Source organism: Clostridium thermobutyricum (assembly GCF_000371465.1).
GTDB lineage: Bacteria > Bacillota > Clostridia > Clostridiales > Clostridiaceae > Clostridium > Clostridium thermobutyricum.
Map to the genome: position 1 here is coordinate 75,353 of NZ_KB850959.1, position 11,952 is coordinate 87,304.

General features: G+C 20.4%; 14 protein-coding genes. 13 read left to right on the forward strand and 1 reads right to left on the reverse strand.

The annotated features are described in order from the left end of the window. The first annotated feature begins 152 nt into the window (after positions 1-152). From HMPREF1092_RS16680 to HMPREF1092_RS15835, 7 genes are all read left to right on the forward strand, one after another. Positions 153-896: a DUF7168 domain-containing protein gene (locus HMPREF1092_RS16680; RefSeq protein ID WP_002599697.1), complete on the forward strand. Its 744-nt coding sequence runs from the start codon at positions 153-155 to the stop codon at positions 894-896. Between the two features lie 907 nt (positions 897-1,803). Continuing rightward, entirely contained in the window at positions 1,804-1,998 is a 195-nt protein-coding gene (locus HMPREF1092_RS15810; RefSeq protein ID WP_002599698.1) for a hypothetical protein, read from the forward strand. 277 nt (positions 1,999-2,275) lie between these two features. Beyond that, complete coding sequence (locus HMPREF1092_RS15815; RefSeq protein WP_002599699.1) at positions 2,276-2,743, forward strand: AbrB/MazE/SpoVT family DNA-binding domain-containing protein; 468 nt, start codon at positions 2,276-2,278, stop codon at positions 2,741-2,743. Positions 2,744-2,804: 61 nt separating this feature from the next. After that, on the forward strand, positions 2,805-3,110 hold the full coding sequence (locus HMPREF1092_RS15820; RefSeq protein ID WP_002599700.1) for a LexA family protein: 306 nt from the start codon (positions 2,805-2,807) through the stop codon (positions 3,108-3,110). Between the two features lie 91 nt (positions 3,111-3,201). Next, entirely contained in the window at positions 3,202-3,945 is a 744-nt protein-coding gene (locus HMPREF1092_RS15825; RefSeq protein WP_002599701.1) for a hypothetical protein, read from the forward strand. A 183-nt stretch (positions 3,946-4,128) separates the two neighbouring features. Next, positions 4,129-5,256, forward strand: a complete 1,128-nt coding sequence (locus tag HMPREF1092_RS15830) for a hypothetical protein (RefSeq protein WP_002599702.1) — start codon at positions 4,129-4,131, stop codon at positions 5,254-5,256. A 385-nt stretch (positions 5,257-5,641) separates the two neighbouring features. After that, positions 5,642-6,343 (forward strand): DUF2786 domain-containing protein, encoded by a 702-nt coding sequence (locus HMPREF1092_RS15835; RefSeq protein WP_423219197.1) that lies wholly within the window; start codon positions 5,642-5,644, stop codon positions 6,341-6,343. A gap of 669 nt (positions 6,344-7,012) precedes the next feature. On the opposite strand, the gene HMPREF1092_RS16880 is transcribed toward HMPREF1092_RS15835, so the two are convergent. Further along, positions 7,013-7,822 carry a helix-turn-helix domain-containing protein gene (locus tag HMPREF1092_RS16880; RefSeq protein ID WP_002599704.1) on the reverse strand — a complete coding sequence of 270 codons (810 nt, stop codon included), beginning with the start codon at positions 7,820-7,822 and terminating at the stop codon, positions 7,013-7,015. 336 nt (positions 7,823-8,158) lie between these two features. Here HMPREF1092_RS16880 and HMPREF1092_RS15845 point away from each other — a divergent pair, with 336 nt between their 5' ends. The 6 genes from HMPREF1092_RS15845 (at position 8,159) to HMPREF1092_RS15870 (ending at position 11,641) form a co-directional block, all read left to right on the forward strand. Then, positions 8,159-8,782, forward strand: coding sequence for a hypothetical protein (locus HMPREF1092_RS15845; RefSeq protein ID WP_002599705.1), 624 nt, complete (start codon positions 8,159-8,161; stop codon positions 8,780-8,782). A gap of 132 nt (positions 8,783-8,914) precedes the next feature. Then, a complete protein-coding gene (locus HMPREF1092_RS15850) occupies positions 8,915-9,199 on the forward strand; it encodes a hypothetical protein (protein ID WP_002599706.1) in 285 nt (94 codons plus the stop codon). A gap of 323 nt (positions 9,200-9,522) precedes the next feature. Next, a complete protein-coding gene (locus tag HMPREF1092_RS15855) occupies positions 9,523-10,164 on the forward strand; it encodes a hypothetical protein (RefSeq protein ID WP_002599707.1) in 642 nt (213 codons plus the stop codon). A 167-nt stretch (positions 10,165-10,331) separates the two neighbouring features. Next, complete coding sequence (locus tag HMPREF1092_RS15860; RefSeq protein ID WP_002599708.1) at positions 10,332-10,901, forward strand: hypothetical protein; 570 nt, start codon at positions 10,332-10,334, stop codon at positions 10,899-10,901. Positions 10,902-10,999: 98 nt separating this feature from the next. Then, positions 11,000-11,281, forward strand: coding sequence for a hypothetical protein (locus tag HMPREF1092_RS15865; RefSeq protein WP_002599709.1), 282 nt, complete (start codon positions 11,000-11,002; stop codon positions 11,279-11,281). A 30-nt stretch (positions 11,282-11,311) separates the two neighbouring features. After that, entirely contained in the window at positions 11,312-11,641 is a 330-nt protein-coding gene (locus tag HMPREF1092_RS15870) for a hypothetical protein (protein WP_002599710.1), read from the forward strand. Positions 11,642-11,952 lie beyond the last annotated feature (311 nt).

Consider the following 11,952-nt stretch of genomic DNA (forward strand, 5'->3'; position numbering starts at 1 on the left):
TTAATTGATGAACTAAAAATAACTGATAATTGAAAAAATAGATAATATATAATTTATTACTAAAATAATATGCAAAAATGTTTTCTTATATTTATAAACAAATATGATATAATATAAGAAAATAAATATTTAATATCCAGGAGATTTAATATATGAGTAACAAAATAATATCAGCAATAAATGAATTGTTAACTATATCAGATAATGATGTAGATACAAAGACTAACTTAATTAAAGTACAGGATATATTTTTAAAGTATAAATATTCTTTAAAAGAAGAAAGCCTTAAAATCAATATAAAAGAATATAAAATTACAATTAAACAAAGTAAATGGATATCGAAACTTGCAGAAGTTATTGCTGAAAACTTTAGTTGTTATTATATAGATAAAGAAAAAAATAAAATATTTTTTTTAGGAAGAGAAAATGATACTTACATATGTAATATTTTATTAGTATATATTATAAATTTCATAGAAAATAAAATAATAAAAATGAAGTACAAGTGTAGAAGAGATGGAATAAGTTCACGTGGTTTGAAAGAAGAATATGCTTTACAATTTATTAATGATATTAAAGCACTTTTTGAAGAACAAAAACTTAAAATCCCAAATTTAAGTTTATATACAGCTCCAGATTCAAAAGTTACTATAGAATATTTACAATTAAAGATAGAAAAACTAAAAGATGAATTAGACTGTGCTAATAAAAAATTGAAAAAATTAGGAAGAAAAGTTAAGTTTAGTGAAGATAAAAAAGATTTAATAAGAAATAAAAGCTTACAGCAAAAAGATAATGGCAAGTATCCAACCGTAAGAGAATTAGCAAAAGAATTTAATTGTTCTCCTGCTTTGATTTGTAATATATTAAATGAAAGAAATGAAGGTAAACAATAATTTTATAACTTTTATTATAATAAATAAACTAAGCTTTATTATTATTTATAATATGTATTTAAACTCACTACTAAATTAATTTTAGTAATGAGTTTTACTTTTATATTTAATCAAATATAAAAATAATATAATCTAATCTTTATTAAAATATCTATATACATCTAAAACTTTAGATAGACATTTACTAATTTTTTTAACAATCAGATTATTCATTGATAGTACCTCCAAAATAATTTTTAAGTAAACATTTTCAAAGATATTATAACATTAGTATATAACTTATACAAAATTAATAAATAAAAAAGCCATTCATTTTTAAATAAATGACTTTTTTATTTTTCGAGAACGAATTGAATATTTTATAAAAGGCTAAGTATAAATACTTATTTATATATTATGAAAAAAATTAAAAGTTATACTAAGTAATTATGAACTAGACAAAGGTAAATTTTAGTAATATACTATATATAGTAGCTTAAAGTCGATGATTAATATCTTTTCTTGGATCTACCAAATGGTAGGTCTTTTTTTATACTAATTTTTCTAAATTTTAAATTAATCCCCCTTTTAAAAATATAAAAAACATTATAAATTAAACATATATTGACATAATTTATTACTTAATTTATACTACTCAATACAAAATGATATTCTTTTTATAGAATATCTCCCTATATTCTTAAAGCCATTATTATTAAAGTGCCAATGTTTAATATAATGGCTTTATATTAATTTTATATAGTTGAAAAGACTAAAATAATAAATGTGAAAATATGATATGCTTACATAGTAAAAAACTTTATTTAGGGTTTTAATCATCTCCATATAATTTGTTTTAAATAAATGTTTTACAATATGGATAGGAACGAGTAGTAAACAGGGATATAACAGATTAGGAGATGATATAATGGTTGCTTATACAGTCATAATAGTAACTGCAATTATAATGCTTTCATTAATAGTAATAGTAAAAATTGTTGTTGCTAGTGATAAAGATAATGAAATGAGATTTAGACATAATAAAGATTTAGAAGATAAATCACAGTCAAATATAACTTTTGAAATAGATAGTATATCAAAAAACAATAGTAATAAAAAATAAGTAATATTTACGGGCATAAATATTACTTAAAAACATTTTTATTACAATTTTAAAACCAACTCTTGAAACAATTCCTTGTTTATATACCCTTATTATACCAGAAAATTGAAAAAAATAAACTCTTTTAGAAATAAATCAATTATATTGATTTATTTTTTATTTATAATAAGAATTTACAATTCAGTCAATTTCCTTGAAAATCAAGGAGAAAGTGTTATTATAAAAATATAAAGCAAATAAAAATTTATTAAAAAGATGATTAGGAGGATTTTTAATTGTGAAAATAAATGAAAATATTAAAGGAAATGAAATTAAAGTAACAGCAAAAGTAACAGGAAAAAGACAAATAACAATTCCTAAAGAAATATGTGAGATGTTAGGAATTGATACTGGAGATAAGGTTATTTTTGTTGAGAAAAATAATAAAATAATATTTAGGAAAGAAATAGATAAAATGATATGTCCTATATGTGATGGAACAGGAGATATAGAGGAAATTGAGTGTTTTTTTTGTAAAGGGAAAAAAGAAATACCTTTAAGATATAATAGTACACTTTATTATTTAATAAATATCGTAATGAATGATGCTAGAAAATATAACATAGCAATAACTGTTATAAATCAACAAATAAATGAAGATAATTCAGTTGTTATATTGGATAAACCTAAAATTATAGTTAATTCAAGCAATATATCAGATGAAAAAATAAAAGAAATAAATTTGAAATTACAAGAATTAATATAAGGTAAAAGCTGTGTATAATAATTACAAATAAAATTTTTAAGAACTAAATGAGGTGAAATTAATGGAGAAACGTAAGTTAGGAAAAACAGCAGATTCTATTTTAAATTACATTAATGATTATACATTAGAATATGGATACTCTCCAACAGTTAGAGAAATAGGACAAGCTATAGGATTACATTCAACTTCTACTGTATATCAACACATTCAAAGATTAATAAGAGATGGGTATTTATATAAAAACCCAACATGTCCTAGAACATTAGTAGTTAATAAAAATCCTAATGATTTATTACAAGATTTCTTATATAGAAATAATTTTAGATATAAAGTTGAAAATTCTAAAATAATTGTAGATTTAAAATAATTATTTAAAGTATTTTATTAAGTTCTATAGCACAACTTATTAAATGTAAATTTTGAAATAATAAATGATATTTATAAGAAGGAGTGTAATTATGGATATAGATAATAAAAGAGCAATAAGAAATGCAAAGGTAAGTATATCATTATTTATAAATAAAAAAATAAGATATATAGATATAATTGAAATAATGAAAGAAAACGTTTCAGATAAAATTTTTGAAGAATGGAAAAAAGATAACTTATATAAAGAGAACGGATATATATATTATAAAGATTTTAAATTAAGTAATAAAAATGTTGATGAATTAAACGAATATCTAAATTATAAACTTTACAATAAAATAGAAAAATATTCTGAATTAAACTGGGATAATACAGTTGAATTAAAAGGTCCAATATCCGAACTACAAATATCAGCATTTAACCGTCTAAGAAAAGAAATATATAATGAAGAACCTCTATCTAATGAAGAGATACTTGCTAATTTTAATAAAACCACATTATCTAAAGAATTAGATTCCTTATTTAAAATATATAGATATGACAGGAAAATATATATTAAGGCAACAGATAAACAATTAAGATATTTAAATAAACTATATAGAAAAGCTAATAATATAACTAATAATAGATATAATCATTATTTAGAACTTGATAGGAGAGTAGCGGCAGAAAAAATAAGTAAATTAATTAAAGAAATAGAGGCAAAGAATAATTTAATTGCAGAAAATGATACATTATATAAAACATTAATCACAGAAAATAATGAAGAGGATAATGACGTAGATAAATGTATTGTTATAGATATCTTTAAATATAAGAATAGAAAAAGTTAAAAAATAATATTAGAACAAACAATATAAAAATATAACATAAAAAACTATTAAATATATTTTTTCAAGATATATTTAATAGTTTTTTTTATAAAAGATAAAATAAAACTTTGTTTATTTTTATTAATAAACAAATGTGATAATATATATGTATAAATATATATTAATATAAGGTAGGTTAAAAAAATGTATGATGAAGAAAATTATAATTTTGAAAAAAAACATGAAAATAAAAGAAGAAAATTTAGAATAACAGCTAAAACAATAGTTGTAATAGTAATTATAGGAATAATAGGAGTTATAGGATTTACAATATATAAATGTATTTCTGAATATAACAAAAGAGTTCAAGAAAATGTTGAAATTGCAATTAATGAAATTAATACAGCTCCACATTTAAAAAAAATACAATTAAATAATAAATATAACAAAGATATATATGCAGCAATTGTAATAAAAGGAGTATCACAAGTAAAAGGTATTATTGCAAATGAAATTTTAAATCTAAATTTTACTGGATTTTACGCATTTCAAAATGTAAATAATGAATTTTCTAGTGAATGTAATCTTACTAATAAATTAAATAATGCTTTAAAAATGAAAATGATAAAGAACTTTGAAGATTATATAAATGAAGGAAATATTAAATTAAATATACCTTCAATAGAAAAGGAGTTAGGTGTTAAAAGTGAAAAAGATATTTTTGTTTCAGCTAAAGTTGTAAAAAATAAAGAGCCTAATCTACCTAATAGAAATATTTATATAGATCCTAAAATAGCAATGCTAAAAGGGATTAAGATGCCTAACTACAATGGGGGATATCTAGAAATAGTATTTTTAAATAAAAATAATGTAATTAATTATTTAAATAAGGCTAACCAAAATCAAGGGTCAGAACAATATAAAGTATCTAATGATAATATAAGTGGATTTGATATATTATTAGCTTATATTTGGATGAATAATTCATATACACCATTGTACTTCACAGATACACCACTATATTCAGGAAATTCAGGATGGACCGTTATAGATAAATATAATAATAAGAATAGCAATGGAGAAGAAGAAGAGCCAGATATAAATACTAATAGTACAATAAGCTCAGATATAGAAGAAGAGGCTGAAAGTAGTAATTCCAATAATATATCTAATACATCTAATTCAAATGAAGATGAAAATAATAGTGCTTCAAGCTCTTCCAGTATAGAAGAAAGTTCAGGTTCTAGTAATAGTTCATCATCTAGTATAAGTTCAGAAGAAGAGGAGAACTCATCTAGTTCATTCTCATCTTGCAGTGATGATGATGATTAAATAATGCAATCTCAATAAAATAATTTATAAAATTTATGTGATAGAGTTTTTTATTGTGAAAGTCAAGATGTTAAAAATGTGAAGGAAGAAAATTATGCAAGATATAGATAAAGAAGAATATACAAAATCATTAGAAAACTTATTGTGATATTGAAAGTGTACTGTTAAAGTTAGCTAATGAAGAACATAATAGAGCATTTGGGGAAGCCACTAGAATACAAGGAATGAATAATAATATCATCAATATTTCCAAAATAGGGAATATGAAATTTGAGCAATCTATTTATAGATTTAAATAAGTTTTTGAAGATATAAATAGTAAGAATATAAATAATATTTATAAACAAATATAATATATTAAAATTAATATTTTAAATATTTTGAGGTGTTTAGATTGAATGACAAAATTATTTTAAAAATAAAAAAACTATTGGCTCTAAGTGAAAGCAGTAATGAAGGTGAAGCTAAATCAGCTTTACTTAAGGCTCAAGAGCTACTTATAAAAAATAAATTATCTATAAAAGAAGTAAAAGAGTTTAGACAATATAATAGTAATATAAAAGAACATATAAGCCAGGTGTCTTTTACAAAGGCAAAATGGAAAGCTAAATTAGCAAAAGTTATAGCTGAAAACTTTGGATGTTATTATTACTTTAGGACTAGAAGAACTCACAAAATAGTTTTCTTTGGAAGAGAAGAGGATATATTGGTATGTAATATAGTTTTAGAGTATGCAGTAGACTGCATAAATAGCAAAGTTAGAAAATTAAGATATGATTATAATAAAAATGGATATAGCACTAGAGGATTAGAAAATGATTATGCATTAGGATTTATAGAAGGTCTTGACTATATGTTTGAAGAACAAAAAAGAAAAAACCAAGAATGGGGGTTAGTGATACAAAAAGATCCAGAGGTTGTTGATGCCCATAATCAAATAAAATTCGCCAAAACAATAAATACAAATACTTCATTCGAAGGTTTTTCTGAAGTATATTCAGAAGGATGTAAAGATGGTGAAAATTTTAGTATTTCAGATAAGATTGCAGAAGGGACAAACGAGGAAGAAATAACTTTAATTGAATAAATAATGAATTAAAATCTATAATAATTTTAATATTAGAAATGGCTATGTGTATGGGGATATTTGGAATTGGAATAAGTTTATTATTTTATCTTATTGATAAACTTTATGTTTATATGTAAATTATTATAAATACTCTATTAATTGGATTATATCTTTTGATATTTAAGAAAGGATTATATTAAATGAACTTACATAAAAGAAAATTACTAGAAGGTATTTTTATTTTAGTAACCCTAATATCATATATATTAATTGCAAGTGGAACAATCTACAATAAAATAAATTATTGCTATATAGGATTTATATAATAAGAGGGTTAATTATCCTATAAAATTTTTCTATATAAAATATTATTCTTAAAAAAGAATAATAAAAAAGCTATAAAATCATTATGTTAATTTTATAGCTTTTTTATTGGATTTTATAATTATATGAAATATGTCTCATATATTTTAAGGAAAAAATTTCACAACAATATTATATCAAAACATACAAATATTAATGTGAAAAAAATGTAAAAAATTTTCATATTTATAAAATGTAGAAATTTTTGTATTATAATATTTATAAAAGCGTGTAACAAAAATTATGTGATTAAAAGTTTAAAAACAAAAGAAAGCTGATAGATTATATTTCTATCAGCTTTACTTATATTAATAAAATAATATGTTAATAATGTCTAATTAAAGAGCAATGCTCTATTAAAGAATTAACTTCGAATCCAAAATCATCAAGTACATTATCATCCTGTGATGTTATATAAATTTTAAAGTTTTTTGCCATAAGAAAATTTTTGAATATTTTAATTTCATCATCATTAATGCTTGGAATATAAAGGGATTCCATTATAATGACGGACTTTCTTTTTTCTTTATTTAAAAGTAATTTCAATTTATCAAAAAAATATTCTTTATTCTTTATAGGAGTGTTGATAAATTTTTCTAAATCTTTTTCTTTTAAAAAACTTGAAAAAAAAGATGGGTAATATTCATCTAAATTATTTTCCAAATCATACGCAAAATTACATTTACTGAAAAAGTATATGTTAGGAACTGAAGTACAAAAGTTTAATATATATGATTTAATATCTTGTTTTATCCTGTATGATTTTCCTGCTCCAACAGCTCCAGTAATTAATATATTTTTGGGTGGTTTTATTTTTGATAATTTAGATTGCTCAATCAAAAATTTTGAAATTAAATCCTGAACAAAATTTTTATTTGATATAGACAATAAGTTGAAATTATTTATTAAATTTTTATCATAATCTGTATCAATTGAAAAAAATGATTCTAAAGAGCTATTCATACAATTAAGTAAAATTTGTAATTCTTCAACGGTTAAATTTTTTTTGTTATTTTCTAATTTACTTATTGTTGACTGTGATATGCCACTTAATTCTGAAAGCTCATAAGTGCTTAATTCTTGGCTTTTTCTTAGTTTATTAAGATTATTTAATATATCTATAATATCTGCCATTTCAATCACCTCTATAAAAATAATATCTCTATTTAATTACATAATCAAATTATATTTCAATTCTTATTTAGAATTAAAATAGTTTTGCAACTACATTTTATAGAATTTAGATTAAATTCTAAGTTTAAATTTAAAATTACATAAAATTTACTGAAAAAATTTTTGTAATTAATATTATTTAACTTTAAATAATTTGTGATTATTTTTTTATTATTAATCAACCAATAAGAACGATTAGAGTCGTTATTATACAAGGAGTTAATAAATTATAATATTTTTATAATTTATTAATAAATATTTGTTAAAATATATAAAAATATATTTTGGGAGAAATTTATGTATATAAATAAAAAATGGATTATTTTAATAATAGGTATTTTGTTAATTTTAATTGGAGGAATATATGTATATAAAAATACTTATTTTGGGCCAATTGAAAATAGAAGTATTTTAAAGTATTTTAATTCTGATAATATAATAAAAGAAAATGGAGAGGATGTAACATTAAAAAATCCTATACCAAATTCTTACAATATACCAAGTAAAGAATATTCTGGATTAAATAAAAATAAGATTTATAATAATTTGATTGAATATAATAATACTACTAATAAGTTTATTAACAATGTAATTAATGAAGTGAGTAATAGTAAAAATAGTGAAGATATAAATCAAATTCACGGTAACATAATTAATTTTCTTATGAAAAAATATTATGTTTACTCTATGAATCCAATAAGTGAAAATCAAAAGGAATCTATAACTTATATAAATGAAATTGTAAAATTATTATATTATATGAATAATAATAATACACCTCCATTTATATTGGGGATTCCACAGAATATTATTGATAACATTAATCAAGAATCAAAAACTTCAAATAAAAAAGATAGTATTAAGAAAGAAATAATTATTTTAGCTAATAAAGTAAAAAGTTTAACTAGTTATCATAGTTAAGAAATGAGCATATAATTTATGTAATTTCAGTATTTAATGTTTATATAAATATTAAAATTATAAGTTAGGTAAAATTTTAAATTATATATAAAATATAATTATTTAATAAATTAGAGTGGTGATAAATATTAGATGAGAAGAAGAATTTCAAATGAAAATTTAAAAAGATTATGTAAAATTTTAAAAGGGTTAACTTGGATTTTAAGGGTTTTAGATGCTACTGTAGTATTAAATATTTTATATTATGCTATTATAACACCAAGTAGCTTTGAATTTGATAAGATTGTCCCTAAATTTATTAAAATTTATAACTTAGGAGTTGGATTTTTTAATATTTTTTATTTTTTACTTATTATTATAATATATATAATTTTAAAGAGAGTATACAAGGTTAAGATAAGAAAAAATACTAAGTAATAAAATTACTATTTATATGTAAAGTATATTATAAAAGCCAGTTTAGAAAGGTATACCTTTTAAATTGGCTTTTTATAGTTAAAAATATATAAGTTTTTAAATATGTTCAAATTTGTACTTTATTTATTATTAGTTTCTGAATCAATATAGGATGAATAAAAGTTATCTATACTACATTAAGTTAAATTTATCTAGAGTTAATTTTATATATAATATTTATTATTTAAAATGTTAATAAAACTAGAATAATGAATAGAATAGTAAAAAAAGATAGGAAATCATGTTAAAATTTAACATGATTTTAATTTTTAGGGGGAAAACAAATGAAAAGTAAAAAAATACTAATTATAATAATATTATTGTTAATAATTATAGGAGTAATAGTAGTTTATAGGCAGGTTGAAAGTAAAGAAGTTAAGAATATTTCTAAGGTTCAAACTGAAGGTTTGAAAAATACACAAAAAACAAATCAAGAAACTGAAATTTTTAATAAAAGAGTGGGAAATATTAATGAAGGACAATTATTAGAACATGAAGGAATAAGTAAAGATATATTTAAAGATACAAAATATCCAGGTATTTCAGATGAAGTAATTACTAAAGAAATAAATCATAAAAATTATATTGAACCATTGAAAATAGTAATTAGAAAATATAATCCTAATATCTTAAATCAAAGTACTTTAGTTAAATATTATAATGAAAATGTTAAAATTAATAAAGATAAAAAGCAAACAATTGATTATATTTTATTAGATGTTTATAATGATTCTTTTGCAATATTTATGATTAATCATTCAAATAAATTTAATGAGTTCAATGTTGGTAATATAAATGATAAATTTGAATTAGTTGACAATAAAAATTCAATGTATTGTGGAATAAAATCTGATGGAGAAATAACTGCATATAGTAATTATGGAAATAATTCTGCTAAAAAGGAACAATTTATATTAAAGAAATAAATTCTATTTTACTTTACAAATGATGTAATAAAAACAGTATATAAAGTGAAGGTAAAATAAGATGAGAAATTTATTATATATTTAAATGACGGATCAACAGGACCATGGATGACATGTTTACAATATAGATTATATATTAATGGAGATAATGTATAGGGGTGAAACTAATGAAGAAAACATTCTTTATTATTGTTGGGATATTAATAATAATTTTATTAGGGTTAAAACTTTATAATCCTGATAGTAATAATTCGAAAAGTTTAGTTACAAAAAATATAAAAGAACTTTCAACATATAGTACAAACTTTACAGTATTACCAGCTCAAATATTAGAAGAAATATATTATGGGGATAAAGATTATAGTAAAATACAAAATCAAATAAATCAAATAGATAATAATAAATTAAAAGGAGTTTTACAGGCTAATTTAGATCAATATAAATCTAACTCAGGAGAATTTGAAAATAAAATTTCAGACTCAGATAGCATAAAGTATACAGATAAAGCTTTGAATGATAAAAGTATAGTTCCTTTTAATAATGGAATGCTATTACCAAGATCGTCTGAAGTTATTATAAAAGATGGTAATAGATATTATATAACAGTAGCATACTTAGCATATTCAAATTCTAAAAATCAATCTATAGATGATAATAATAAAGATATTTATGGAATTTCTGTATTTAATGTTTATAATGATGGTCAAATAGAGTCATTATATATTAGTAGCAGATAGAATGAATTTATTATATAAAATAAGAGGAAGAGTTTTATGAAAAATAATATTACAAAATATAAAAAATATATTTATTTTAAAAATAAGGAGGAGATAAAATGAATAGAAAGAATATGGTATTAATATTAATAAGTATAATATCAATAGTTATAATTGCTTTATTTGCTAGTAATTTTATAGGAACAAATATAAAATTCCTAATTATACTAGATGTAGTATTGCTAATGATAATGTCTATATTTATGATTATATATATGCTTATTAATGTTTTTAAAATGATTAATATATTACGCATATTAAAAAATATGTTCACAGAAAAAGAGATAGAAGATACGAGACATAAATCTATAAAACACATAAATAATAATTTTACTAAATAATAATTAAGCAATAGATAGGATGTGATAAAATTGGACGAAAGAAAAAAAGAAACAAGGATTATAAATAAAAAATTTCAAAATATAAAGAAAATAAATCAGATATTATCTATTTTTATTATTGTATTAATGATAACTATAATAGGTTTAAGAAATTCAATAAATAATTCATTTGAACCGCATCCTATTGAAAGTTTTTTAGGTAAGATTAATGGAGTAGTAGTAATTGTTTTAGTGATAATATTTGCTTTTAATATTTTTAGAGCGATAAATTTAGTGAAAAAGATTAAAACTATGTATACTAAAGAAGAAATTGAGGAAGCAAGACGTAAAAAGAATGAAATGAAGCGTAAAGAACATTAAAATTATTTTAATATGATTTAAAAATATACTTATTTTAAAATAAAAAAAGCCTAGATAACTAATGTTTTCTAAGCTTTTTCTTTTTAGATGTAAATATAATTGTAAAAATAACTATTTGATATATAAAGAAGTATCTATTTTGAAACAACATATATGTTATTTTGTTAAAGGTTTATTAACAGAATGTATAAATAATAATAATTGCTATATAACAATTTATTACTATATAATGATTGTTAGATGATAATTGGTTAATGTATAATTATTCATTTAGTAAATAAATGGGAGGAAAGTTACAATAATTATATATT

What these genes read in the sequence shown, in the direction of transcription:
- HMPREF1092_RS16880 (WP_002599704.1), bottom strand. Translation starts at nt 7,822, where the DNA reads ATGGCAGATATTATAGATATATTAAATAATCTTAATAAACTAAGAAAA.
- HMPREF1092_RS15810 (WP_002599698.1), top strand. Translation starts at nt 1,804, where the DNA reads ATGGTTGCTTATACAGTCATAATAGTAACTGCAATTATAATGCTTTCA.
- HMPREF1092_RS15820 (WP_002599700.1), top strand. Translation starts at nt 2,805, where the DNA reads ATGGAGAAACGTAAGTTAGGAAAAACAGCAGATTCTATTTTAAATTAC.
- HMPREF1092_RS15860 (WP_002599708.1), top strand. Translation starts at nt 10,332, where the DNA reads ATGAAGAAAACATTCTTTATTATTGTTGGGATATTAATAATAATTTTA.
- HMPREF1092_RS15855 (WP_002599707.1), top strand. Translation starts at nt 9,523, where the DNA reads ATGAAAAGTAAAAAAATACTAATTATAATAATATTATTGTTAATAATT.
- HMPREF1092_RS15845 (WP_002599705.1), top strand. Translation starts at nt 8,159, where the DNA reads ATGTATATAAATAAAAAATGGATTATTTTAATAATAGGTATTTTGTTA.
- HMPREF1092_RS15830 (WP_002599702.1), top strand. Translation starts at nt 4,129, where the DNA reads ATGTATGATGAAGAAAATTATAATTTTGAAAAAAAACATGAAAATAAA.
- HMPREF1092_RS15825 (WP_002599701.1), top strand. Translation starts at nt 3,202, where the DNA reads ATGGATATAGATAATAAAAGAGCAATAAGAAATGCAAAGGTAAGTATA.
- HMPREF1092_RS15865 (WP_002599709.1), top strand. Translation starts at nt 11,000, where the DNA reads ATGAATAGAAAGAATATGGTATTAATATTAATAAGTATAATATCAATA.
- HMPREF1092_RS16680 (WP_002599697.1), top strand. Translation starts at nt 153, where the DNA reads ATGAGTAACAAAATAATATCAGCAATAAATGAATTGTTAACTATATCA.
- HMPREF1092_RS15850 (WP_002599706.1), top strand. Translation starts at nt 8,915, where the DNA reads ATGAGAAGAAGAATTTCAAATGAAAATTTAAAAAGATTATGTAAAATT.